This is a genomic window from Paenibacillus sp. FSL F4-0097, assembly GCF_038593125.1.
GTDB classification, from domain to species: domain Bacteria; phylum Bacillota; class Bacilli; order Paenibacillales; family Paenibacillaceae; genus Paenibacillus_AQ; species Paenibacillus_AQ odorifer.
This window is the reverse complement of the sequence record NZ_CP151965.1, coordinates 2,935,560-2,959,174: the sequence shown is the minus strand read 5'-3', so window position 1 is coordinate 2,959,174 and position 23,615 is coordinate 2,935,560. Positions and strand designations below refer to the sequence as shown.

General features: G+C 43.6%; 25 protein-coding genes. 8 read left to right on the top strand and 17 right to left on the bottom strand.

The features are described 5' to 3' along the window. The first annotated feature begins 66 nt into the window (after positions 1-66). Positions 67-1,506 carry a serine hydrolase gene (locus MHH86_RS13235; protein WP_052096995.1) on the top strand — a complete coding sequence of 480 codons (1,440 nt, stop codon included), beginning with the start codon at positions 67-69 and terminating at the stop codon, positions 1,504-1,506. 67 nt (positions 1,507-1,573) lie between these two features. On the opposite strand, the gene MHH86_RS13230 is transcribed toward MHH86_RS13235, so the two are convergent. Then, positions 1,574-2,338 carry an exodeoxyribonuclease III gene (locus MHH86_RS13230; protein WP_038574405.1) on the bottom strand — a complete coding sequence of 255 codons (765 nt, stop codon included), beginning with the start codon at positions 2,336-2,338 and terminating at the stop codon, positions 1,574-1,576. 191 nt (positions 2,339-2,529) lie between these two features. On the opposite strand from MHH86_RS13230, the gene MHH86_RS13225 reads away from it, so the two are divergent. Further along, complete coding sequence (locus MHH86_RS13225) at positions 2,530-3,675, top strand: MFS transporter (RefSeq protein WP_076179028.1); 1,146 nt, start codon at positions 2,530-2,532, stop codon at positions 3,673-3,675. A 162-nt stretch (positions 3,676-3,837) separates the two neighbouring features. After that, the gene (locus tag MHH86_RS13220; RefSeq protein WP_076179027.1) at positions 3,838-4,125 is read left to right on the top strand and encodes a hypothetical protein; all 288 of its coding nucleotides are present in this window, start codon (positions 3,838-3,840) and stop codon (positions 4,123-4,125) included. Positions 4,126-4,185: 60 nt separating this feature from the next. Here the strand turns inward: MHH86_RS13220 and MHH86_RS13215 are convergent, their stop codons facing one another. After that, positions 4,186-5,046 carry a helix-turn-helix transcriptional regulator gene (locus MHH86_RS13215; RefSeq protein ID WP_076141497.1) on the bottom strand — a complete coding sequence of 287 codons (861 nt, stop codon included), beginning with the start codon at positions 5,044-5,046 and terminating at the stop codon, positions 4,186-4,188. 127 nt (positions 5,047-5,173) lie between these two features. On the opposite strand from MHH86_RS13215, the gene fabF reads away from it, so the two are divergent. Beyond that, positions 5,174-6,412, top strand: coding sequence for a beta-ketoacyl-ACP synthase II (gene fabF / locus MHH86_RS13210; protein WP_076179026.1), 1,239 nt, complete (start codon positions 5,174-5,176; stop codon positions 6,410-6,412). 84 nt (positions 6,413-6,496) lie between these two features. Here fabF and MHH86_RS13205 read toward each other — a convergent pair whose 3' ends face one another. From MHH86_RS13205 to MHH86_RS13190, 4 genes are all read right to left on the bottom strand, one after another. Next, entirely contained in the window at positions 6,497-7,963 is a 1,467-nt protein-coding gene (locus MHH86_RS13205; RefSeq protein ID WP_076179025.1) for a family 43 glycosylhydrolase, read from the bottom strand. Between the two features lie 189 nt (positions 7,964-8,152). Beyond that, the gene (locus MHH86_RS13200; RefSeq protein WP_036686331.1) at positions 8,153-9,220 is read right to left on the bottom strand and encodes an ABC transporter ATP-binding protein; all 1,068 of its coding nucleotides are present in this window, start codon (positions 9,218-9,220) and stop codon (positions 8,153-8,155) included. Positions 9,221-9,359: 139 nt separating this feature from the next. Beyond that, positions 9,360-9,899, bottom strand: coding sequence for an HXXEE domain-containing protein (locus tag MHH86_RS13195; RefSeq protein WP_076179024.1), 540 nt, complete (start codon positions 9,897-9,899; stop codon positions 9,360-9,362). Positions 9,900-9,966: 67 nt separating this feature from the next. Next, positions 9,967-10,929 carry an aminoglycoside phosphotransferase family protein gene (locus MHH86_RS13190; protein WP_052096993.1) on the bottom strand — a complete coding sequence of 321 codons (963 nt, stop codon included), beginning with the start codon at positions 10,927-10,929 and terminating at the stop codon, positions 9,967-9,969. Between the two features lie 180 nt (positions 10,930-11,109). Between MHH86_RS13190 and fabV the strand changes: the two genes are divergently transcribed. Next, a complete protein-coding gene (gene fabV / locus MHH86_RS13185) occupies positions 11,110-12,300 on the top strand; it encodes an enoyl-ACP reductase FabV (RefSeq protein WP_342479749.1) in 1,191 nt (396 codons plus the stop codon). Positions 12,301-12,319: 19 nt separating this feature from the next. On the opposite strand, the gene MHH86_RS13180 is transcribed toward fabV, so the two are convergent. The 6 genes from MHH86_RS13180 to MHH86_RS13155 all read right to left on the bottom strand — a co-directional run bounded on the left by MHH86_RS13180 (position 12,320) and on the right by MHH86_RS13155 (position 17,580). Further along, entirely contained in the window at positions 12,320-12,577 is a 258-nt protein-coding gene (locus tag MHH86_RS13180) for a DUF2164 domain-containing protein (protein ID WP_036686326.1), read from the bottom strand. A gap of 72 nt (positions 12,578-12,649) precedes the next feature. Continuing rightward, positions 12,650-13,639 (bottom strand): aminoglycoside phosphotransferase family protein, encoded by a 990-nt coding sequence (locus MHH86_RS13175; RefSeq protein WP_256715907.1) that lies wholly within the window; start codon positions 13,637-13,639, stop codon positions 12,650-12,652. Then, entirely contained in the window at positions 13,627-14,595 is a 969-nt protein-coding gene (locus tag MHH86_RS13170; protein ID WP_076101695.1) for a sugar phosphate isomerase/epimerase, read from the bottom strand. The genes MHH86_RS13175 and MHH86_RS13170 overlap by 13 nt, the downstream gene beginning before the upstream one ends. A gap of 34 nt (positions 14,596-14,629) precedes the next feature. Continuing rightward, positions 14,630-15,700 (bottom strand): Gfo/Idh/MocA family oxidoreductase, encoded by a 1,071-nt coding sequence (locus MHH86_RS13165; RefSeq protein WP_038570443.1) that lies wholly within the window; start codon positions 15,698-15,700, stop codon positions 14,630-14,632. A gap of 22 nt (positions 15,701-15,722) precedes the next feature. Continuing rightward, the gene (locus tag MHH86_RS13160; protein WP_036686323.1) at positions 15,723-16,820 is read right to left on the bottom strand and encodes a Gfo/Idh/MocA family oxidoreductase; all 1,098 of its coding nucleotides are present in this window, start codon (positions 16,818-16,820) and stop codon (positions 15,723-15,725) included. Continuing rightward, complete coding sequence (locus MHH86_RS13155; RefSeq protein ID WP_076179022.1) at positions 16,813-17,580, bottom strand: sugar phosphate isomerase/epimerase; 768 nt, start codon at positions 17,578-17,580, stop codon at positions 16,813-16,815. Before MHH86_RS13155 ends, MHH86_RS13160 begins: the two co-directional genes overlap by 8 nt. A 277-nt stretch (positions 17,581-17,857) precedes the next feature. Between MHH86_RS13155 and MHH86_RS13150 the strand changes: the two genes are divergently transcribed. Then, positions 17,858-18,676: an AraC family transcriptional regulator gene (locus MHH86_RS13150; protein ID WP_036686319.1), complete on the top strand. Its 819-nt coding sequence runs from the start codon at positions 17,858-17,860 to the stop codon at positions 18,674-18,676. A gap of 22 nt (positions 18,677-18,698) precedes the next feature. On the opposite strand, the gene MHH86_RS13145 is transcribed toward MHH86_RS13150, so the two are convergent. Together MHH86_RS13145 and MHH86_RS13140 are read right to left on the bottom strand one after the other, a co-directional pair. Beyond that, positions 18,699-19,430 carry a class I SAM-dependent methyltransferase gene (locus tag MHH86_RS13145; RefSeq protein WP_076179021.1) on the bottom strand — a complete coding sequence of 244 codons (732 nt, stop codon included), beginning with the start codon at positions 19,428-19,430 and terminating at the stop codon, positions 18,699-18,701. Between the two features lie 61 nt (positions 19,431-19,491). Then, positions 19,492-19,698: a hypothetical protein gene (locus MHH86_RS13140; RefSeq protein ID WP_036686317.1), complete on the bottom strand. Its 207-nt coding sequence runs from the start codon at positions 19,696-19,698 to the stop codon at positions 19,492-19,494. 162 nt (positions 19,699-19,860) lie between these two features. Here MHH86_RS13140 and MHH86_RS13135 point away from each other — a divergent pair, with 162 nt between their 5' ends. Beyond that, positions 19,861-20,541, top strand: a complete 681-nt coding sequence (locus MHH86_RS13135; RefSeq protein ID WP_036686316.1) for a TIGR00266 family protein — start codon at positions 19,861-19,863, stop codon at positions 20,539-20,541. Between the two features lie 73 nt (positions 20,542-20,614). On the opposite strand, the gene MHH86_RS13130 is transcribed toward MHH86_RS13135, so the two are convergent. Further along, positions 20,615-21,094 carry a transcriptional repressor gene (locus MHH86_RS13130; protein WP_036686314.1) on the bottom strand — a complete coding sequence of 160 codons (480 nt, stop codon included), beginning with the start codon at positions 21,092-21,094 and terminating at the stop codon, positions 20,615-20,617. Positions 21,095-21,412: 318 nt separating this feature from the next. Here MHH86_RS13130 and MHH86_RS13125 point away from each other — a divergent pair, with 318 nt between their 5' ends. Next, on the top strand, positions 21,413-22,069 hold the full coding sequence (locus tag MHH86_RS13125; protein ID WP_038570438.1) for an S-layer homology domain-containing protein: 657 nt from the start codon (positions 21,413-21,415) through the stop codon (positions 22,067-22,069). 95 nt (positions 22,070-22,164) lie between these two features. Here the strand turns inward: MHH86_RS13125 and MHH86_RS13120 are convergent, their stop codons facing one another. Next, positions 22,165-22,917, bottom strand: a complete 753-nt coding sequence (locus tag MHH86_RS13120) for an amino acid ABC transporter ATP-binding protein (RefSeq protein ID WP_036686311.1) — start codon at positions 22,915-22,917, stop codon at positions 22,165-22,167. A 13-nt stretch (positions 22,918-22,930) separates the two neighbouring features. Further along, the gene (locus MHH86_RS13115) at positions 22,931-23,599 is read right to left on the bottom strand and encodes an amino acid ABC transporter permease (RefSeq protein WP_036686309.1); all 669 of its coding nucleotides are present in this window, start codon (positions 23,597-23,599) and stop codon (positions 22,931-22,933) included. Positions 23,600-23,615 lie beyond the last annotated feature (16 nt).

Below are 23,615 nucleotides of genomic sequence, written 5' to 3'. Positions count from 1 at the left end.
ATTTTAACATTGGAAATTATTATAGAATTAGGAGGTGAGCATTCTCAAAATTTAGGAGATGAGCGTATGGAAACTACAAGCAGCTTGCGGTTATCTAGAAGTCTTCCAGAAGAACAGGGCATTTCATCAACCGCAATATCCAGCTTTATTAGTGCAGTAGAGGAACAAAATTTAGGCCTGCACAGCTTTATGCTACTTCGACATGGTTATGTGGTCTCTGAAGGCTGGTGGGCCCCTTACAGGTCCGATCTTCCGCATATGTTATTTTCACTTAGCAAAAGTTTCACCTCAACCGCAATCGGGTTTGCTGTTACAGAGAAACTCGTCACCCTCGATGATTCTGTCCTATCCTTTTTCCCTGAAGATGCTCCTGATCCAATCACAGACAATCTAACCAATATGACAATCAGACATCTATTGATGATGGGTACCGGACATGTCGTGGATACTATGGACACACTTCGCAAAAGTGCAGACGGGAATTGGGTGAAGGCTTTCTTCTCCGTCCCGGTCGAGAAACAACCAGGTACACATTTCCTATATAATACCGGTGCTACTTACATGCTGGCCGCGATCCTTCAACGGGTTACTGGCCAAACACTGCTAGAATATTTAGAACCACGCCTCTTCGTTCCTCTGGGCATTCACGGCGCAACGTGGGAGTCTTGTCCACGCGGAATTAACACAGGGGGATTTGGCTTAAACATTACAACCGAGGATATCGCTAAATTCGGCCAGCTATACTTACAAAAAGGAATCTGGAATAATCAACGGGTTCTGCCTGAAAAGTGGATTAATGAGGCTACTTCCAAACATATTTCCAATGGCGAAGGCGATCATGACTGGGCAATGGGATATGGGTATCAGTTCTGGCAATGCCAGCACGGTGCCTACCGGGCAGATGGCGCCTTCGGTCAACTCTGTGTCGTGCTTCCGGAGCAAGATGCCGTAATTATTACTACTGCTGCATCAGACAGTATACAAGGAATGTTGAATGCTGTGTGGGAACATCTGCTTCCCGCGATGGAGCAAGCACCCTTGCCATTAGAGCCTGCTGCTTCTGCCCACTTGGTTGAACAATTAAAGTATTTATCTATCCAACCGCCACAACTGCAGCCATCTTCATCACAAGAAGAACGAATAAACAGCTTAACCTATAAGCTCGATGACAACCAATTTGCCTTGGACACCTTCTCTATCTCTTTCAATAACAACGAAGCTGCAGTTACTTTACAATTTAAGACTGGAGAGGATTCTGTGATCTGTCTTGGTCGAGGGGAATGGCTCGAAAGCTTCGCACAGATCATTGATGCTTCCTTGAACCGAATCATGTCCAGCTTTACTTGGGTTGCTGATGATCAGCTGCAGCTCACTTTATTGTTTATTGAAATGCCTTTTTGCATAACTCTTGAAATAATCTTACTAGAGAAGCAGCTAATTCTTAAACAAAAGTTTAATGTGAATATGGGACCGACTGAATTCCCTGAGATCATTGGCAGACTATAATTCTTAATGAATAAAAAAGGCCGCTTCGTCCTTTAAAGAGACTTAGCGGCCTTTTAAATATTCGATCCTAGTCAGTGAAATCAGCAAGCTTGAGGATGACCGGGCAATGATCGCTCCCCATAATGTGGCAATCAATTTGGGCATCCAGCAGATTAGGTGCAAGTCTAGAAGAAGCTAGGAAATAATCAATCCGCCAGCCTACATTCCGTTCTCTCACCTTCGGCATATAAGACCACCATGAATAAACGCCTTCAAGCTCTGGATGAAAATATCTAAAGGTATCTATGAAGCCGGACTCCAGCAGCGTACTCATTTTTCCTCTTTCTTCATCGGTAAAGCCAGAGTTTCCGCGGTTAGCTTTAGCATTTTTGATATCAATATCCTGATGGGCTACGTTCATATCGCCGCATACAACGACTGGTTTTAGCTTGTCCAGTTCCAGAAGGTAATTGCGGAAGCGGTCCTCCCATTCCATTCTGTAATCCAATCTAGCCAGATCTCGTTTGGCATTTGGTGTATACACATTCACTAGATAAAAATGTTCGAACTCCAGCGTAATAATCCGGCCTTCCGCTTCTTCATCCTCTTCCATTCCGTATCTCGCAGAGATCGGCTTGATTTTGGTGAATATAGCTGTGCCTGAATACCCTTTTTTCACTGCATAATTCCAATATTGATTGTATTCTTCACCCTGTTCCAGAACAATCTGCCCTTCTTGCAGCTTTGTCTCCTGAACACAGAAAATATCTGCTTCTACTTCCTTAAAATATTCATCAAACCCTTTTTTCACACAGGCCCGAAGGCCATTCACATTCCATGATACCAAATTTATCATTAACGTTTCTCCTTGCATTTTGCTTTGATAGTAACCAGTTTATCATATAACGACCAGAAATTTATAGAGGATTAGGGTCATCTTGAGCAATTCCGCGAATAGATTTATATCCTAATCATTTACTATCCATGATACAATAGCAAAATTGACTCTATACAAATTTTCTAACACGTGAGGTAAAAAAACTTATGAATGCACCAAATCTTTTACGAGGGTTTAACTTTTTGTATTTTGCTCTGCTGGCCATGTTTATTCCCTTTCTGCCAGTCTATCTAAGTGAACAAGGTCTAAGCCCATCACAAATCGGCTTCATTATTGGAACTGGTGGTTTTGTTACCATCATTGCTCAACCTTTATGGGGGATGATTAGTGATAAAACAAAAACCATCCGCAAAGTGCTGTTAGCTCTGCTGTTATGCTCAGCGGTGACCGGATACTTTTTGTTCGATTCCAGCAGTTATGCTGTTCTCATTCTTTTTGCTATGCTGCTGTATTTCTTCTTGATGCCCATTGATCCGCTGACAGAAAGCTTGAATTTCCGAGTCTCTGAGGCGGCTGGAATTAGCTATGGTTCTATCCGTACATATGGTGCGCTAGGTTATGGTGTAATGGCTTTGATTACTGGCTATGTGCTCGGCTTTTTCGGCTCTCATGGTATAGCTCTTCTGTTTGTTGCCATTTGCCTTATAAGCTTTATAGTAAGCTGGAACATGCCAGATGCCCCCGTCACAGGTAAACCGGTCACGCTGGATAGTCTCAAGCACTTTTTTGGCAACAAAAAGACATTGATGTTTCTGGTGCTCATATTTATTAGCTCTGTACCCGCACGAATGAACGATACATTTATTGGAGTTTATATTCGTGAGCTTGGTGGCAGTCCTCAATTGGTAGGCCAATCGTTTTTCCTCGCGGCAATAAGTGAAATCATTGTCTTTGCATTAAGCTTCTGGTGGTTGCGTAAAGGAAAAGAACTGATCATCATATCGATTTCCGGAGGCTTCTATTTCCTTCGTTTCTTTATTTCAGCTTGGATCACTGATCCACACTTATTAGCCTATTTGCAGATTCTACAAATTCTTACCTTCCCTGTGTTCTACTCGGCTGCTATTCAATACCTGTACAGTATTGTACCCGAGGAATGGCGTGCTACAGGCCAGACCGTACTTGCACTGTTGTTCTTCGGTGTATCAGGTATCCTGGCTTCTTATGCTGGCGGGGCATTATATGATGCCTTTGGGGGTAAAGCTCTTTACTTAACGATCTCCGCGATGTCGTTTGTCGGCATGCTGTTCGGATTGATACTGTATCTGATTTATCGAAAAAAAACGAATTAAGTGTACCAAAATAAACCGGGGTTGTCCCAGCCACTTTCTAAATGGCTATAGGACATCCCCGGTTTTTTCTATCAAAAAGTGCTAATTCACCATGGCATTCGCTCTAGCATTAATAGATTTTCAACATAGAATATCCTATCAAACGAAAAGGAGGTCGTTACTATGGCCATCGTATTACCGATTCAATATTTCAATTTAGCCCCTGTCATTGGTAAATCTTATTATGAAAACCTTGCAGGTGGTATTAACGCTGCTGTTACTGTGAACAATAACTCCAACTTTTCAGTAGATTTAGTAATCACTCGTGTGAATGCTCCAGTTATCACATACACGATTCCAGCGTTCAATAGCCTTACGCTTGCAGTTCATGCCCTTTTGGTAGCTGCACTCTTAAGCACTCCTGCTGGCACCACATTCGGAACTATTGAAATTTCAACATCAGATTTCTAATAGTGTAGTATTAAGCATCTCTAGCTGAAAGTTCAGCTAGGGATGCTTCTCTATGTGAATCTAGCTTAATCCTTCTATTGTATGCTGCTCCATAAGCTGCTTTAGCTTGGTTTCAGTATTCGAATCTCCCGCAGGAGTATAGATGCTGCATCGTAAATCGGCACTGCCATGAACCTGCAAAGAGGTAAGATGAAATAACATTTTCCCCGCCTTGGCATGTCTGAATTCTAGTAACACATCCGGGGCCGAACTAACCCGACTTTGCTCCCACATCTCATTAAAAGCCGGATGCAATTCTTTCAATTCCTCTATAAATTCATCATACCAATAATCCTCTACATACTGTCCGTAATACGCTCTGAAGATAGAAAGATAACCGCTGACGAACTGTTCCCAATTCACCGCTAAGCGTCTGAACTCCTTACGAACAAATAACAATCGGATCATATTCCGCTCTTCGATGGGCAGCTTTGAGAAATCAAGAAAAACATGCGCGGCAGCATCATTCCAACCGACGATCCCGCAACGTCTATCAGAAATTATCGTAGGACAATATTTGAGTTCCTGTAAAATTTTCTGCAGCGAAGGACTAATTACAGAAGATTCATCTTGCGGATAGGGTGTGGTGCCGGTTCCAGTTTCTAAAGCCAGTGCAAAAAGATACTTCCGCTCATCTTTAGTCAGCCTAAGTGCAGTGGCAATACAGTCCAAAACAGATGACGAGACTTTTATATCTCTGCCTTGTTCAAGCCACGTATACCAGGTGCTGCTTACCCCTGCAAGCTGTGCAACCTCTTCCCTGCGGAGTCCTGGCGTTCTTCTGCGTGTGCCTTCCGGCAAGCCTACAGAGCTTGGTGAAATGGCCGCACGACGTGCTTTCAAAAAATCGGATAATGCTTGTAATCTTGTTTGATTAGCCATAGGCTACCTCCACTTTGGGATTCCTGTTCCTTTAGTATAGTACAAATTATACTAGGATAAACGATAACTTGTAATAGGATAAATAAAATGAAAAAATACTAGTATACACTAGCTGAGGAGGTTCATTATGGAACGCGTAGTGATTACAGGCATGGGCTTAATCTCACCACTTGGGAATACAATCGGGCAATTTTGGGATCGGCTAATTTCTGGTGAGTCGGGTATATCCCCGATCACTTCATTTGATACAACAGGTTTTAAGACGAGGATTGCTGGCGAAGTACGTGATTTCGATGCCGAGGGCAGATTTGGCCGTAAAGAGGCACGCCGAATGGACAGATTCAGTCAGTTTGCCCTCGCAGCTACTGAAGAGGCTTGGAAACATTCTGGTCTCCAGCTTGATAAGATTGACAAGGAGAGACTTGGCGTTTATGTAGGATCTGGCGTTGGAGGAATTCAGACCTTGATGGATCAAGGTACGGTCCTGAAGGATCGTGGTCCTGATCGAGTTAGCCCTACCTTAATTCCCATGATGATCTCCAATATGGCTGCGGCAATGATCAGCATTAAATTTGGAGCTCTCGGCCCGACCATGTCTCCAGTAACAGCTTGTTCTATTGGCAATACTGCGATTGGCGAGGCTTTCCGTTTAATTCGTTATGGCGGTGCGGACATCGTTATAGCCGGGGGTTCTGAAGCTGCTATTACTGGCATCTCGCTGGCCAGCTTTGGGAATGCCACCTCTTTATCTACACGAAATGAGGAGCCTACGAAAGCGAGTCGTCCTTTCGATGGAGAACGGGATGGCTTTGTAATCGGTGAAGGCGGCGGCATAGTCATTCTAGAGTCACTCTCCCATGCTCAGCGTAGAAACGCCAAGATTCACGGCGAAGTGATCGGGTATGGTGCTAGCTCTGATGCTTATCATATGGTTGCCACTCATCCGGAAGGAATTGGTGCCTATCAAGCTATGAAGTTAGCGCTAAATGAAGCTAATCTCCAGCCTCACAATGTAGATGTAATCAGCGCACACGCGACAAGTACAGTAGTAGGAGACCACTCTGAAACACTAGCGATTAAAAAATTATTTGGCGAGCATGCGTACCACATCCCCGTAACCGCTAATAAGTCCATGACTGGACATGCTTTGGGGGCCGCTGGCGGCTTAGAAGCCATTGCGTTAGTTAAGAGTATCCAAGAAGGGATCATTCCTCCTACCATCAATCAGGACATGCCTGATTCCATCTGTGATTTGGATTACGTACCTAACAATGCACGAAAAGCTAATCTCGAAATAGGCATCTCCAATTCATTTGGCTTCGGCGGCCATAATGCTGTTATTGTGATCCGAAAGTTCGTAGACTAATCTTACATTATAAAAGGGGTTTCAACTTAGCCATTACACATGACTAGTTGAAACCCCTTCTGCTGTTAATCCTTTTAAACTATCTTATTCCGAAGGTGATACATGACTTCCCCAGATAGAGATCCCTTCATTAGAAACCGCGGTGAACGTCATAACATTACTGGCTGTAGCTTCATTCCACTCTTTCAGGAACACACCCTTATAAGTAGAACCACCTATCGTTAACTCTGCAGTATGATCGTCGATAAGCTTCCACTTGCCCTTTACTGCGCCTTTGATTTTACCACTCTTCGTCAATTGAATTAGCTCCGATTGCACGATATCTGCCGTAATTTCTTTATTATGATTCACATATTTGTATTCGCCTGCGATTTGCTCTTTCGTATATTTATCAATGCTCTCGCCGCCATAACGGTGTGGTGCGACCACCGGCCAGCCATCAGCGTTCATGAACATTTGATGTACTCTAACCTCATGCTTTTCACCACGATTCGGGAACCGTGTATGGAAGATCAAATAATACTTGCCAGTCTCTTCATCGTAAAATGCGGAGTTATGTCCTGGTGATACATATCCTTCCCCACTTACTGGGAGCTCATCGTCATTATTCAGGAATTCGAAATTCCCCATGAGTTTAACTCCGTAAGGAGCATAAGCAGGATCATCAAACAATACGCCAGCTGTGCCCTGTGAATGGATCATATCCTGGCCCTCAGAATCTTCAAAAGGTCCATCAGGTGTCTTCGAGCGAGCTACACGGATGTTATATCCGCCATCTGCAGCCAGACCTCCGTAGGATAAGAACAGATAGTAGTAATCCGTCTCAGGACTGTACAGCATATAGGGAGCTTCTATCCGCGCATGATTTGCGCCTAGAAGCTTTTTGCCATAACCTTGGTCTGGCAGTGGGAATCCTGTGCTTGTATCCAGTTCCATAATAAAAATACCACCAGAATAAGAACCATACACCATCCACAATCTGCCTTCTTTATCAAAGAACACATCCGGATCTACAACATTCGGCTTTTGTGTGGCATCATAAGTTTCTCCGTCATCCCCTGCGCCCACCATACCGGACTTCAGAAAGATCCCTTTGTTCTTATAAGGTCCTTCAATATGGTCTGACACGGCTATACCGAGTGCTGATAATGGGGAATCACCTTTACAGGCGTTGTAATACATATAATATTTTCCATCCGCCAATTGAATGACATCCGGTGCCCATAAAGTGTCCGTCTTTCCCCAGGTCAAGGCCTCATTTAATTCCTCTTTGACATTCGGGATGAGTACGTTTCCATCAACAACTCCAGAGGACAATTGAGTCCAGGACATCAGGTCGTCGGATTTAGCAGAAGCCAAATGCGAGCCAAACACATAGTACTTATTATCAGCCAAAATAATGGATGGATCATGTACAGAAACATTCTTGAAGACAGGCTGAACAGGTTCAGGTCCGCTGTTTGTGTTACCAGAGTTAGCCGTGTCGTTGTTACATGCGGTTACAGCTAATAATGAAACACTAAGTAAAGTAGTAATAATTATCTTCTTCATCGTTATACCCCCTATGTATGCCTTTTCATTTTGAGATGAAAACGATAAATAGTCAACCCTTTTATTTAATTAAGTTCGTATTAATTCATACTTATTTAAATAATAGTGAACATTTTAGAAAATAAAAAAAACGCTAAGCCAACTAAATGGCCTAACGTTTCCTCTTATTATTTAGTTAAAACAAGTTGCTTACTTAGCGCCTTCTTGCACTAAAACAGGCTCTGGATAAGCGTTCTTAAGCACACGTTGTCTATTCTTAACAACTGTTGGTGGTTCCACCTTAGGAGCCATCGGATGCATTAGCCAAGATTTCACCATATGGGTATCCGAAACCTTATACATTGGAGGCTCTTTCTCCATATCGATTTGCATAGCATAGGTGCTGCGAAGTGCGAAGGCATCACCCTTAGGCGGTTTGATCAAATCTGGAGGTGTACCAGGAATCGCGGTAAGCAAAGAACCTTTGCTCTCAAGACTTGGCATGGATGCAAGTAATCCCCAAGTGTAAGGATGTCTTGGATCGTAAAAGATCTCTTCTGCAGTTCCCATTTCAACAATTTGTCCGGCATACATTACCGCTACACGATCCGCCATTCTTGCTACAACACCAAGATCATGGGTGATAAAAATAATCGCCGTATCAATCTTCTTCTGTAATTCCTTCATCAGGTCAAGAATCTGTGCCTGAATGGTTACGTCGAGCGCTGTAGTTGGCTCATCCGCAATCAGAAGCTTTGGGTTTGCTGCAAGTGCCATTGCGATAACGACACGTTGACGCATACCGCCACTGAACTCATGTGGATATTGATTGAAGCGGCGCTCTGGTGAAGGAATACCTACTAGCGTAAGCAGCTCAATCCCACGTTTATTTGCAGCTTCTTTGGAGATTTTCTCATGTTTGTGCAGTACTTCAGTTATTTGTCTGCCGACCTTCATCATCGGGTTCAAGGAAGTCATCGGATCCTGAAAAATCATACCGATCTCTTTACCACGAATCTTCTGCATTTGCTTTTCAGTCTTACCGATCAAATCTTGTCCATCAAATAAAATTTGTCCACGTTTATATTCTCCTGGCGGCGTTGGAACTAGCTTCATTACCGCTTGTGAAGTTACACTTTTACCGGAACCGGATTCCCCAACTATCGCTAGAGTTTCACCTTTATCTACATGGAAGCTAACACCACGGATCGCTTGTACTTCTCCACCGTGTGTTTTGAATGATATCGCTAGATCTTTTACCTCTAAAAGGCGCTCCATCTTGTCACCCTCTCATTTCCTCGTCAATTATGATAATGATTCTCACCAAGTTGTAAGCAATAAGTATTATTTTATCTAGTTCTAAGGGTTCTAGTCAAGATTTTTCTGAAAAAGATATGGCCAGCAGCAGCCTTATGTACTAGTTCTGTTTAATGCGAGCTCTATTCTTCACTAACAACCACAATATTGGCGGAAGCAGCAAAAGAACTAACAGTAGAGACCATCCGATATCTCCAAGGGATACCAAGTTGTCATTCAATAGTCGATAATACGCATAAAGAGAATAGGGAAGAACTACTAGTACTGCTGTAACTACCCCTGGTGCATATACCTTTAAATATATCGTCTGTCCTAGATGAGTAAATACATGTAAGAAAAATACCGCAAGCACTGCCAGGTACAATAAATAATTAGAAAAGAAAACTGCAATACAAGTTACCGTCACTATCAAAATATACACGAATAATACGTCCATTGCAAAATTACGTGTAGTCATTTGTAACATCGAATGATATGTCTTGCGCATAAACGAAGGAATTGCAGCCTCTAACCTGGTTCTATACTTTGCACCCCATGCTTCAATCGTTAATATTTCTTCAAAATCATGAAACATAAATAGGATCGGCAACAGCCACAGCAAACTTACGATATCTATATGTACACTTAGCCACTCAAACATGTGAATCCTCTCCCTTCTCCTACTCAGCCTCCTTACCTTCTTATGTTGTGATCTTGCTGAAAATGTCCTAACCCATGAAACGGTCCCAACCTTCCAGCAGATTATCATGTGCCCACTGGAAATGGCCTTGGCTATCGTATTTACGCGAATAACACTCAATGAAATAAATTAAATCGATATATAAGTCGTAGAGCTTTTTGCGTGCACATTCATTAGGGCTATCAAAGCTGTCCCCATAACCTCTACAGAAATACTCAGAATTCTCAATATAGCGAAAATAATATTCCATAAGGTGATCGCCCCATAACGCCCGTTCCCAATCGATTAAAGCAACAATGCTTCCCTCTCGTACAAACACATTCCCATCCCATAGATCCCAGTGAACTAAACGTGGCTCAGTCACCACATCCATCACATGTATACGGCTGTTGATCTCCGCCTCAATCGTTTCTAAAGGAATGGGCATCTTTGCATCTAATCGCCGAGCATCATCAAGGAGGTTGCCAATTAAATTTTGAAAGGTTTCCCGCCAAGAAGTCCCCTTTATCTTCGAGGATACATTAAATAATCCAAAATGATCCCCTTGAATTTCATTAATAATCCGGCTATAACGACCTAATTCTTCCTCAATACAACTTCTTTGCTGCGGACTAAGCTCTTCCTTAATTTCATTATAGGGCTGGCCGATTATTTTCTCCATGAAAAAAAAGTCACTCGATATTAAATTTCTGCTGTTATCATAAGCGTATACCTCAGGCACAGGTACCGTTCCTTTAGACTTCATTAGCTGCATTGCCGCAACCTCTGTAGCCATGATATCGTGCTCGTAACTTAGCGTGTCTGTCTCATCAGATGGCGATATCTTAAGAATCGTAGCCCTGCCATCTGACAATAGAAGGTCATAAGCTGCGTTGAAATAACCTCCCGTCAATTCCGTACTTTGAATGATTTTCACATGGCTTCCAAAAGCAGCACCCACCAGGATGTCCTGCTGCTCAACCGTCAATTTTGTTTTAGTCTGACTTTCCAAGACTTCACCACCATACAGAGTTAAGTAAAAATGCAAAAATCCAACCTTTTAAAAGCCCAGGATTCATTGTATTGGATACAAGAAAGATAAACAATCCTTCTCCATTGGAATGAAAATTGTTAAAATTAGAAATAACACGTATCATTAGCTGCTTTTCATGAAAGAGAGGAAACTATTATTATGATCATAAAACCTAGAACACGTGGCTTTATATGTACAACCGCACATCCGCAAGGCTGCGCTCGTCAAGTCGAGCGGCAAATTGAGTATATTAAGGCACAACCCGAGATCAAAGGACCACAGAAGGTGCTAGTCATTGGCGCATCCACAGGCTACGGCCTCGCCTCACGGATTACAGCCGCCTTTGGGGCTGGAGCCAGCACAGTAGGCGTATATCGGCCGAGCAGCAGCAATGGAACCCGTACAGCCTCTGCTGGGTGGTACAATTCTGCAGCCTTCGAACAACTTGCGGAGTCTGCAGGCCTGCAATCCTACAGCGTTACCGGAGATGCATACTCCAAAGAGACCAAAGAAAAAACGATTCAGCTGATCCGCAGCGAATTAGGACAAGTCGATTTGGTCATCTACAGTGTTGCTTCTGGGCGCCGTACAGATCCGGAGACAGGTGAAGTATATAACTCTGTTCTCAAACCTATTGGCGACACCTTTACCAACAAAACTGTAAATTTTCACACCGGTGAGGTAAGTCTAATCTCCATTGAACCCGCGACCGATAAGGAAGTTCATGATACCGTACGGGTGATGGGCGGTGATGATTGGCAGCTATGGATAGAAGCACTCCAGCAAGCCGGAGTATTAGCAGATCACGCAACCACTATTGCCTATTCGTATATCGGATCAGAGCTTACTCAAGCCGTATATCGCCAGGGAACGATTGGACTTGCTAAAGACCATCTCGAAGCTACGGCGAGAACACTTAACGAAGCGTTATCTGTTACTCACGGTAGAGCTTATGTAGCGGTCACAAAAGGTCTTGTCACACAGTCCAGCTCGGCGATCCCTGTCGTACCCCTCTATATTTCCGCCCTTTACAAAGTTATGAAAGAGCACGGTCTTCATGAAGGTTGTATTGAGCAAACCTATCGGTTGTTTGCTGAACATCTTTATGCAGCAAAAGGAACTCCTGTGGATGAAGAAGAACGTATCCGTATAGATGATTGGGAATTGTCTCCGGCAGTCCAGCAAGAAGTTATCGAAATCTGGGACCAGCTCACTTCAGACAATATCTACGCCCTAACGGATCTGCATAGCTATAAACAGGAATTCTTCCAGCTATTTGGATTCGAGACAGAAGGTGTAGATTACGAAGCTGATACTGATCCAGATGTAACTGTTATAAATCTGCGCTAAAAATTATCGTGTTTTTAGATTATCTTCTGCCTGAGGATAAGGGTTGTTCGAGAGCATACATTTCCTCTTCCAGAGAAATCATCTTTTGCTCAATCATTTTACGTGCATCTGCCAACGCTTGATTGTAAATATAAGGCGAAAGTTCTTTGAGCATAAAATCGAGAAGGTTCTCGCTGGCTAATTGCCCAATTTCACTGGACAGCTCTGTATCAAAATATTCTTGAATACTGGCTGTAATCTGAAGCTTATGTTCTCTCGGTATTTTTAACGGCTGCATGGTAATCCTCCAATCTAATTAGATACAGGAAAATGACGTGCTTTCGCACGTCATTTTTTACACCTATAACCTTCATTCACTGCTGCCTTTGAAACGGTTCCAACCCTCAGTCAAGTTATCGTGCGTCCAACGGACATAACCTTCGTCTGCATATTTGCGTGAATAACATTCAATAGCAAGAATAAGATCAAGATAAAGATCATAAAGCTTCTTCCGCTGAATCTCGTTTGGACTGTCGTAGGTTGTTCCGTACCCCTTATAGAAACTGGCAGAATTCTCAAAATGCCTAAAATAATACTCCATCAGCACATCGCCCCACAGGGCTCTCTCCCAGTCAATCAGCGATACGATGACTCCATCCTTCACAAATACATTCCCATTCCATAAATCCCAATGCACCAGTCGTGGCTCGGTTACAGCATCTAATGCAGGGAGATACTTGGAAACCTCCTGCATAATCTCTTCATAGGACGCAGGGAGCTGTGCATTCAGCCTCTTGGCATCAGCAAGTACACTTTCCATCAGGCATGAAAAGGTCTCTCTCCACGAGGCTCTTGGCTCCTCTGAATCCGTTCCAAAAATGCCAAAACGTTCTCCGCGTATCTCATTGATTATGCAATTGTAACGCCCCAGCTCAGTTTCGATAGCCTCTCTCTCCGGAAGTGAAAGACTCTCCTTCACATCACTGTAGGGCTGGCCCTCCACCTTCTCCATAAAGAAATACGGAATAGGAATGAGCAGCAGACTTTCATCATAATGGTAGACGGCAGGCACGGGCACGACACCCTTATCTGCAACCATTCGGAGAGCTTCCACTTCAGTTCGCATAATGTTCTTCTCGTAACTTAACGTATCTGTCTCTACAGCAGGGGCAACCTTTAGAATGACAGATTTCCCAGTGCTGAGTTCCAAATCATAGGCTGTATTAAAAAAGCCTCCCGTAAGCTCTGAACTTAGGTTAATCACAGTTTCTGAACCGAAAACCGCTTTCACCAAAATATCCAGCTGTTCATCATTTAATTTAACTTTCGTGAAGCTCTCCATTTCGTTTAAACCCACCACATTTCTGTCAGTGGCTCCTCAATCAATACTTGTTGAAGATTACTTACAGCTTTAGAGAAACCTTCTTCAATAGACATCAGCCCATCTTCATGCTCGATACTAACCACATAGTCATACCCAACCAAACGAAGTGCACTAATAATGTCAGCCCAAGTCTTAAGATCATGTCCAAAACCGACAGAACGGAACTGCCAAGCACGGTCAAGCATCTTGGTATACGACTGCATATCAGTTAATCCGTGCATGTTGACATTCACAGGATCAATAACGGTATCCTTCGCATGGAAGTGATGGATTGCACCTTGGCGTCCCAAAATATGAATCGCTTGCACAGGATCAATTCCTTGCCACCACATGTGACTCGGATCAAGGTTCGCACCGATCACTTCACCTGCTGCTTCTCTCAGCCGCAGCAAAGTACCTGGTGTGTGTACAGAGAATCCGCCATGCAGCTCAAGACCTACCTTTACATCATGCTGAGCGGCAAAGGCACCCCATTCTTTCCAATAAGGAATAACCTTGTTCTCCCATTGCCAGTCCAGAATTTCTTGATAATCATTTGGCCATGGAGCTACAGGCCAATTCGGATATTTAGCACCCTCATGATCTCCAGGACATCCAGAGAAGGTATTCACAACCGGAACCCCTAGCTTCTGCGCCAATTTGACCGAGTTTACGAAATCCTCATGATCCTTTTGAGCAAGTTCTTTTTGCGGGTGCAATGGGTTACCGTGGCAGCTCAAAGCACTGATTGTAAGTCCGCGAGATTCCACAGCATGTTTGAATTCTTGTAAGGCTGTTTCATTCTCCAGCAGCATTTTAGGGTCGCAGTGGCTATTGCCAGGATTGCCTCCCGTACCGATTTCTACCGCCTTTAGCCCTTTGGATACTACATAATCAAGAGCATCCTCCAGCTTACGACCTCCAAACAAGACCATAAATACTCCAAGTTTCATTGTAGGCCACCTCCTCTTGGAAATAGTTTACTTATTATTTACCGTAGATATCAAAATTCTTCACCACTTGATTACTCTCAGCAGCTTCAAAAATAACTTCAATCAAATTCTGCACCCGCATAACTTCGGCGTTCTTAACGATAGGTTCTGCTGTTCCCTCAATGACAGCAGCGAAATTATCATAAAAGCTAGAGCTTAACTCCGACGGCTGAGGTAATTCCTCAGTGATCGTTGCCCCCTCCGATGGAGGTGCCATAGTTTTAGTTAGTCCTACACCTGCACGAATCGGCTTCGGTTCGATTTTTTCGCCTGCGTTATTTCTTGTCACCAATCTTCCAGTTAAAGACCAGTCTTCAATAATTCCAGTGCCTTCGATACCCTTCACATACCATCTTGGCAATGTAATAAAGTTAGTCGTCCCAACCTCTACAATCGCTTTAATTCCATTCTCAAATTGCAGAATAGCTTCAAAACCGTCATCGACATCGTTTCCTAAAATAAAGCTTAGACTACTGCTCACACTGGTAATTTTGCTGTCAATCATGAATAATAGCTGGTCCAATAAGTGAACGCCCCAATCCAGCAGCATCCCTCCGCCTTGTGCCTTAACATGACGCCAGTCTCCAGGAATTCCGTTCGCTCCGTGCACGCGGGATTCGATCTGGAATAGGGACCCAATCGTCTCCTCATCGTACATTTTTTTGATGGTTAAAAAATCTTCATCCCAACGTCTGTTCTGATGCACCATAAACACACGTCCAGCTTCATCAGCGGCTGCCAGTATTTCTTGAAATTCAACCTTCGATAGAGTAACTGGCTTCTCACAAATGACATGTTTGCCAGCTTGTAATGCACGAATCGCAATTTCTTTGTGCACATCGTTCGGTGTGGCAATTAGAATAATTTCGACCGAAGAATCTGCCAATACTTCTTCATAACTTTGGTACGCCTTGTAGCCAGCGTCGTTGGAATTGGTACGACGTGCTTCAAGCACATCGTACGTTCCAACTACGATTAAGGTAGAGGTCTCTTTTATCAATCCTGCGTGATAACTTCCCATTCCTCCAAAACCAACAATGACTACAGAATGTCTGTTTGAACTCATGAACTTCACACCTGCTTCTCGTTTAGTTATCTGATGTTCCGTCAAAATACACAGCACGACCTGTACGGGAAGATTCGTAAATAGCCTCCAAAATTTGGGTAACGACAAGGGCTTGTTCAGGTTTAACTACTGGTTCTTTATCTTCCCTAACTGCCTCAAGCCACAAGCGAGCTTCACGATCGGATTCACTCTCTTGTCCTCCGTTAAAGAAAGCTACTCCCCCTGCGGACAAGTCAATTTTAGTCTCGTATAGACGGCCACCACGGTCACCATTTAAGCGTAACCCGTCCTTCATATCTGCGCCACCCTCTGTACCTGCGAGGAGCGTCTTCGCTTCTCCAAATTCCGATACATTAAGAGCCCAGCTTGATTCCAGTACAATTGTAGCACCATTTTCCATGGTAATAAATCCAAATGCTGAATCTTCTACTTTAAATTGTTCAGGGTCCCATGGACCAAAGGCATTTCCGCCGTTTTTACGGTTACCTAACTTATGAAAAGTCGAGCCCATAACACTACGCGGTTTATAATTGTCCATCATCCATAATGTTAGATCAAGCGCATGCGTACCGATATCGATCAGTGGACCCCCACCTTGCTTTTCTTCATCCAGGAATACGCCCCATGTAGGAACCGCACGACGACGTACTGCGATCGCTTTTGCATAATAGATTTCACCAAGCTCACCGTTTTCGCAAACGTCTTTAAGGTATTCACTATCCGCACGATAACGGTTTTGATAAGCTACAGACAATTTCATGCCTGTACGTTTAGCAGCCTCTAACATTTCCTGTGCTTGAGCTGTAGTCTTCGCCATAGGCTTCTCACACATTACATGATTGCCAGCTTCCAATGCTGCGATTGTGATCACGGAGTGACTGTCATTCGGTGTACATACATGCACGATATCGAATCCTCCGGCTTTCAAAAGCTCTTGATAATCTGTATATACAGCCGCGCCTTCAGCACCATAGGTTTTTGCTGCTTCCTGTGCACGTTCTTCGACGATATCACAGAAGGCTACCATTTCAGCATCTGCTTGACGTGACAAACTTGGCATATGTTTTCCATTAGCAATTCCACCGCAACCGACAATAGCAATTCTCAACTTTTTAGACATGAACATTTCCCCCTTGATTAGCGTATGCTTTTACCCATTTCAAACTATCTTCTACACTTTCTAATGGTGAACGGCTGCAATAATCCTGCTCCACTACCGCCCACTCTACCTTTGCCTGTACAGCCGCATCAAGAATTGCTGTAAGGTTTACTTCTCCTTCGCCTAGAACAACCGTTTCCGGTGAACCATCCTCATGTTTCTTCAAATCTTTCAGATGGATGATCGGCAACCGGCCAGCGTATTTGTTGATATATTCTACGGCATCATAACCTGCGTGATGTACCCAGCATGTATCCATTTCAACTTGCAGCAAATCAGCTGGCACTTCTTCAAACAAACCGTCAAACGCTGTACGGTTACCATATCGATCAGTTAACTCAAAGTCATGATTATGGTACAAAAGAACCGCTCCACGCGCCTTGCACTTTTCTCCAATGATCTTCAGATTCGCAGCAACTTCTTCATAGTTACGTTGTTCTTCTGACAGATACGGCACAATCAGATTATGATTTCCAATCTCTAGGTTGTACGCAATCTCTGCCTCTGTATCATTTAACAACGCGTCATAGGGACGGTGTGCGCCCAGCGCAACTAATCCTAGTTCATCAAGCAGTTGTTTGACTTCTGCTGCGCTACGGCCGAAGTAATGGAAAAACTCCACGCCTTTATAACCAAGGGCTGCCACTTTACGCAGTGTCCCTTCAAAATCCTGTTCCAGTTCTTCTCTGAGCGTATACAATTGCAGGCCTATCTTCAGCATTTTCGAATCACTCCAATTGGATTTAAAGTTAGCTTTCTGTAGTGATAATCACTTGAACAATAATGCTGTAACAGAATTGACTAATCTGATTCTCATCAGTTTCCTTAAACTGTCATTCTTGTAAGCACAGCTAATACCGACTGTTTCTAGCGTTGATGGTCGATTTCTTTCTTTATTGCTTAGCTACATAGTAATATGAAAGCGTATATATTAAAATGAAGAATATGATTAAAACATGAACAATCTGCTTATCATTTCAATACACCTAGGAGGACCTATGACTCATTCTGCTACCTGTCACGTATTATCAGCCGGATTTTCTTTTCATCGCAAGCCTTTTCATATGTCTCAAAGTCAAGGGAACCAGAACTTTCTTATACGTCTGCAAACGGAAGGAAGAAGCCGTGCATTGATCGATGGTGTGATGTCACCTGTGGAAAGCGGGGATATTATGTTATTCGCTCCAAATGATCCTTACTATTTGATCATAGATAAAGAAGAGTACCCTGTAGGCAAGCCACGAATTGAAAGCGGAGATTATCATATTTTTTGTGGGGGAACATGGATTGATGAATGGTGGCAACGTTCACAAAGACCCACTCGCCTAAGTGTGCCGCTTAGTGAGAATTTTCTTGGCTTGTTTCGCCAGTTAATTCTGGAGCACCGTCGACTTTCCGACTTCTCTCCAGAAATATCTGCCTGCTATCTGCAAATTCTATGTATGGAAATCGACCGGCTAATTACAGACCAGCCAGCAATTACTCCAAAAGGTTATTTGGCATACCGAATGAAGCAATATGTTGAGGAGCACGCAACCGTACCCTTTCTATTGGAGGATGTAGCAGGTTTTGTGGGTATATCCGTCTCGCGAGCCGTTCATTTATTTAAAGAAGCCTTTGGGACCAGTATTATTAAATATGTAAACGATGTCCGACTGGAAATGGCCAGAGAACGGATAACCTTCAGTCCCATGCCGCTGGAGCAAGTAGCAGAAACTTGTGGTTTTGCGAACTATACCTATTTTCACCGCGTCTTCCGAAGCCGTTTTGGTATGTCACCAAGAGAATATCGTGTGCACAGCAGAGAACAGGTGTAAATGAAGAAACATGAGAATGAAATTATTCTTTTACAGCCGAAATGATCAGGAACATCGGTCTACGCTCCTCATCCTTCATCCATGGATCATTACTCATTTCTTCAGAAGGCTTTGGTTCTTTAACCGCTTTAATAGTAAAGCCAGCTTCAATCAGGTCATTGAAGTAAGTGGAAATCGTGCGATGGTATTTAATCACATTTTCTGTTAAGAATTTAGTTTCACGAAGTCCTTCTGATTGATAATGATCTACGGGCCAATGCAGACGTTTTCCTTGCTCATCGGAATACCAGTCTTGCTCTTCCCGTGAGGTAAAGATTGGATGCTCCACTGAAAAAATAAAACTTCCGCCAGGCTTAAGAAACGCATGCACCTTTCGGCAGATGGCTGCAAAAGATTCAATATAGTGGAAAGCCAATGAACTGAGGACCACATCAAATTGCTCGCTCGTAAAATCAATGTCCTCAATCGGCAGCTGGATATAAGTTATAGCAGGATCGTTCGTTTTATCACGCGCCTGTTGCAGCATTTTTTCAGAGATATCCACACCTATAACTGAACTCGCCTGCTGCTCACGGGCATATAGGCAATGCCAACCGAAGCCGCAGCCTAGATCAAGCACACTTTTATTATGTAAGTCTGGAAGAAGCGCCTTTAATACATGCCATTCTCCTGCTGCTGCAAGCCCTCCGATAGATCGAGGCATTTGTTGGTAAGCTGAGAAGAAATTCGAATCGTCATATTTATTTTGTTTCATCTGGGATACATCTCCTATATATTATTTCTTCAATTACTATACGCTGAGCGACGTCCTCTTATCAAATAGCCAATAAAAAAGGAGCATCATCTTGGAAGATCTGCCCCTTATATCTATTCTTATTCAATTGTTCCTGCTTGCTTGGTGTTAACCGTACATGCTGTGAAATGGCTCCATAATCACTATTCGATCTACGACTTTGTGCTGCGCACCAGGCTCCGGAGCGCTCTGCCTTACGCAAGGCTTTTTGTGTCTTGGTTCGTGCCATGTGACACCACTCTCCTATTCATGGGTGAATGATTATTGATCTTACATCTATAAGACAACTTCATTTTAACATATTCCAGACTATGAGCGAAGCAAGAATTCCGTTACACTTAGAGCAAAGCTAGTATTCTATCTTATCTAAATAGATGCGGAGGTTTAAAGGATGAATTACCAGGTTTTGTATGAAGGTGCTTTTGCTATGTTAAAGGTCCAACTAAATCCCGGTGAAAGCGTAAAGGCTGAAATGGGCGCAATGGTCGCGATGTCACCTAACGTAGAATTAAAAGGAACCGTGGATGGTGGTTTAATGCGCGGTCTCGGGCGAATGCTGAGCGGTGAGAAATTCTTCTTTCAAGAACTTAGAGCGACCCGTGGTCAAAGTGAGGTATTGCTGTCACCTGGCTCACTCGGCGATATTCAGGCGATAGAATTAGACGGATCGTATAAACTGTTAGTTCAAAAAGACGGATTTCTCGCCGGAACTGAAGGCATTCAAGTAAATACCAAAATGCAGAATTTAACCAGAGGGCTCTTCTCCGGTGAGGGCTTCTTCATTGTAGAAATCAGTGGCAGAGGAACGGTGTTCCTGTCTTCCTTCGGTGCTATCCATGCGATTAATTTAGGACCTGGTGAAGAAATGATTATCGATAACGGACACCTCGTAGCATGGCCAGATTATATGGACTATAAGGTAGAAAAGGCAGCCTCTGGCTGGCTAAACAGCATAACCAGTGGTGAAGCACTTGTCTGCCGCTTCCGTGGAGAAGGTGTAATTCTCGTTCAGAGCCGTAACCCTGGCAGTTTCGGAACGTGGATCAAATCCTTTGTACCTACTCGAAGCTAGACTTCCAAAAACGCAGTAATCAAAAAAGACACAGGCTTGGAGAAAGCCTGTGTCTTTAGGTTAGAAAGCGATCTTACGAGACTGCTTTATCTGCTTCTGCTTTTGCTTTTTTGCAGCCTGTACGTTTACATGTTCCATAAGTACCCTTGAAATCAAGGCGGTGATCCGTGACGTTAAAGCCATATTCACGTTCCACTCTTCTCTCCAGCTCCACAAGCCAGTCGTCCTTAATTTCCTCCAACCGACCGCATACGCTGCATATCAAATGATGATGCATATGCGAATGATCGTTCCCGCGCAAATCGTAACGGGCAACTCCGTCTCCGAAGTTCATCTTCTCTACAATGTGTAGCTCACATAAAAGCTCAAGTGTACGGTATACCGTTGCCAGGCCCAGATGTGGATAGCTGTTCTTAACAAGCATATATACTTCTTCTACGCTTAGATGATCCTTCTCATTGTCGAGCAGAACGTTCACTATAGCTTCACGCTGAGGCGTTAATTTATATTTTTGCGCCGCAAACAATTGACTGATATTTGATATTTGATCCATTTGGTCTCCTACCTTCCCGGAACGATTTAACATCCGTACCCTCTGAGACGCTCCTATTTATGCAGTTTGGACAATACATAAATAGTAATCGTTACGATATAATCATAACAAAATTAACCACGAATGAAAAGAGCCTGACATCATTATATCATTTCATGCCACTTATCCAAAGTACTACACCCCAATCTGGCCCATATTTCTATTAAAATCTACTTTTTCGTGAAATAATACAGATTAGACCGCAACCTTTCCATAATTTACAACGTTAAAGGAGTGACAAAGGCTAAGGAGCCTATCCATACAACGAGGTGAAAAGACATGAACATGAAAAAAAGCACACTAGCAGCGATCACAACCGTAGCCATTTTCTCCTTTTCTTTGGGTGGTCAGATGTTTGCAGCTGGGAACACCTTTAAGGATATTGATAACATAAACGGCAAAGAAAAAATCATTTCTTTAAAAAATCAAGGGTTAATTAAAGGTGTCAGCGAATCTCAATTTCTCCCTGGCTCTAAGGTAACTACAGCCCAAGGGATTCAGTTTATCTCCGGCGGTCTCCAGCTTAGCCTCGCGGCCATTGATTTTAACAAAGCTCCTGTTGCCAGCGGCTTGTTCACAAAAGTAAAAGACAAAGCCTGGTACGCTGAAGCCTTTATCAATGCTTATTACAATGAAGTTAAGCTTCCTAAAGACATTGATCCTAACCTCATTATGACCAAAGAGCAATTCACTAACTATCTAGTGCAAGCGATCGAAGGCGTTGGCAATCTGCCGATGATCAATATCGTTCCAGTAGATATCGCTGATGAAGCTTCTCTGACTCCTGCGTATCAAGGCAGTATTCAGCGCTCCCTGAAATACAAGATCAATAGCCTGGATGCTAACGGAAAGTTTAATCCAAAAAGCGAACTCACCCGCGCCGAAGCAGCGATTATGCTCTACAACGCTTTGGAATTTCTGAAAACTGGAGTATAAGCCAAATTTCAGATACTCTTCTCATTTGAATAATCTACACATGAAAAAGCAGCTCCGGATGATTCCCGAGCCGCTTTTTCGTGTATATTGTCTTTCTACTCTTCTTCACCATTCAGTCTGTTCAGAAATTGCAGAGCCCGGGGATTCTTCGGATGCTCCAGCACTTCTTGCGGAGTCCCTTGCTCTAAGATATGACCACCATCCATCAAAATGATCCGGTCCGCTACATCGGCGGCAAATTTCATCTCGTGGGTCACAATCACCATAGTCATACCTTCTGCCGCTAATTGTTTGATAACCTTAAGCACTTCCCCTACCAGCTCAGGATCGAGCGCCGAAGTGGGCTCATCAAACAATAACACTTCTGGATCTACTGCCATAGCCCGGGCGATGGCCACTCTCTGCTGCTGTCCACCTGACAGCTGATGTGGATAGTTATCAGCTTTATCTGCCAAACCCACCTTAGCCAGCAGCTGAAGCCCCCGCTTGCGCGCTTCTTCCTTGGATCGTTTCAGGACAGTTACCTGTCCCTCCATCACATTGCCAAGCGCAGTCATATGCGGAAATAAATTATACGATTGAAAGACCATCCCTGTTTTCTGACGAAGGGCCAATACGGAATTCTGAGGAATTTTCTTATGATCTGTAAAATTGATGGTGATATCACTGAGCGACAGGCTGCCTTGATCCGGGATTTCCAACAGATTAAAACAGCGCAGCAGTGTAGTCTTCCCGGAGCCAGATGGCCCAATAATGACAAGTACCTTTCCATGCTCCATTTTCAGATCAATACCCTTTAACACTTGGAGTGCGCCGAAGGATTTATGCAAATTAATGATTTCAATCACAAGTATCTCTCCTTTAGGTCGCAGAGTAACGATCGAGTCGTTTCTCCAAGTAATTTTGCAGCGCCGACAGCACAGAACAGAACACTAAATAAAACAATCCTGCTTCGGAGTATACCAGCAGAGGCTCATAAGTGGTAGAGGCTACCTGCTGTGCGGTTCTAAACATCTCCGTATAGGTGATGATCGCTGCAAGCGAAGTATCTTTAACCAAGCTAATAAAGGAATTGGATAACGGCGGTACAGAAACGCGCGCAGCTTGTGGCAGAATTACGCGGCGCAGAGCCTGCCCACGAGTCATCCCGACTGAGAAGGCAGCTTCCCATTGGCCTTTATGTATCGACAGGATAGCAGCGCGTACGATTTCCGATGAATAAGCCCCTACGCTAAGAGTAAATCCAATGGTGGCGGCAATGAAGGGGTCGAGTACAATACCAACAGCCGGCAAACCATAAAATATAATAAATAGCTGCACTAACAATGGGGTTCCTCGAATAACCCACACATAAAAACGGGCGATTAGCTTCGGAATTACCCACGGTGAAAGACGTGCCAGCGCGGTTAGGATCGCCAAAATCAATCCAAGCACAAAGGAAAGTAGCGCCAACGGAATGGTAAAAGCCACCCCGGCTTTTAGCAGGGGTAGCAGTGTGTCTAAGAAAATTTGTATTTTGCGGTCATCCATTATTCAGACATCCTTT

Excerpts from the sequence above, each read along its gene's own strand:
- MHH86_RS13195 (WP_076179024.1), bottom strand. The coding sequence starts at position 9,899 with ATGTTTGAGTGGCTAAGTGTACATATAGATATCGTAAGTTTGCTGTGG.
- fabF (WP_076179026.1), top strand. The coding sequence starts at position 5,174 with ATGGAACGCGTAGTGATTACAGGCATGGGCTTAATCTCACCACTTGGG.
- MHH86_RS13180 (WP_036686326.1), bottom strand. The coding sequence starts at position 12,577 with ATGCAGCCGTTAAAAATACCGAGAGAACATAAGCTTCAGATTACAGCC.
- MHH86_RS13215 (WP_076141497.1), bottom strand. The coding sequence starts at position 5,046 with ATGGCTAATCAAACAAGATTACAAGCATTATCCGATTTTTTGAAAGCA.
- MHH86_RS13225 (WP_076179028.1), top strand. The coding sequence starts at position 2,530 with ATGAATGCACCAAATCTTTTACGAGGGTTTAACTTTTTGTATTTTGCT.
- MHH86_RS13115 (WP_036686309.1), bottom strand. The coding sequence starts at position 23,599 with ATGGATGACCGCAAAATACAAATTTTCTTAGACACACTGCTACCCCTG.
- MHH86_RS13155 (WP_076179022.1), bottom strand. The coding sequence starts at position 17,580 with ATGCTGAAGATAGGCCTGCAATTGTATACGCTCAGAGAAGAACTGGAA.
- MHH86_RS13170 (WP_076101695.1), bottom strand. The coding sequence starts at position 14,595 with ATGAAACTTGGAGTATTTATGGTCTTGTTTGGAGGTCGTAAGCTGGAG.
- MHH86_RS13125 (WP_038570438.1), top strand. The coding sequence starts at position 21,413 with ATGAACATGAAAAAAAGCACACTAGCAGCGATCACAACCGTAGCCATT.
- MHH86_RS13150 (WP_036686319.1), top strand. The coding sequence starts at position 17,858 with ATGACTCATTCTGCTACCTGTCACGTATTATCAGCCGGATTTTCTTTT.
- fabV (WP_342479749.1), top strand. The coding sequence starts at position 11,110 with ATGATCATAAAACCTAGAACACGTGGCTTTATATGTACAACCGCACAT.
- MHH86_RS13235 (WP_052096995.1), top strand. The coding sequence starts at position 67 with ATGGAAACTACAAGCAGCTTGCGGTTATCTAGAAGTCTTCCAGAAGAA.
- MHH86_RS13140 (WP_036686317.1), bottom strand. The coding sequence starts at position 19,698 with ATGGCACGAACCAAGACACAAAAAGCCTTGCGTAAGGCAGAGCGCTCC.
- MHH86_RS13135 (WP_036686316.1), top strand. The coding sequence starts at position 19,861 with ATGAATTACCAGGTTTTGTATGAAGGTGCTTTTGCTATGTTAAAGGTC.
- MHH86_RS13220 (WP_076179027.1), top strand. The coding sequence starts at position 3,838 with ATGGCCATCGTATTACCGATTCAATATTTCAATTTAGCCCCTGTCATT.
- MHH86_RS13200 (WP_036686331.1), bottom strand. The coding sequence starts at position 9,220 with ATGGAGCGCCTTTTAGAGGTAAAAGATCTAGCGATATCATTCAAAACA.
- MHH86_RS13165 (WP_038570443.1), bottom strand. The coding sequence starts at position 15,700 with ATGAGTTCAAACAGACATTCTGTAGTCATTGTTGGTTTTGGAGGAATG.
- MHH86_RS13145 (WP_076179021.1), bottom strand. The coding sequence starts at position 19,430 with ATGAAACAAAATAAATATGACGATTCGAATTTCTTCTCAGCTTACCAA.
- MHH86_RS13205 (WP_076179025.1), bottom strand. The coding sequence starts at position 7,963 with ATGAAGAAGATAATTATTACTACTTTACTTAGTGTTTCATTATTAGCT.
- MHH86_RS13130 (WP_036686314.1), bottom strand. The coding sequence starts at position 21,094 with ATGGATCAAATATCAAATATCAGTCAATTGTTTGCGGCGCAAAAATAT.
- MHH86_RS13160 (WP_036686323.1), bottom strand. The coding sequence starts at position 16,820 with ATGTCTAAAAAGTTGAGAATTGCTATTGTCGGTTGCGGTGGAATTGCT.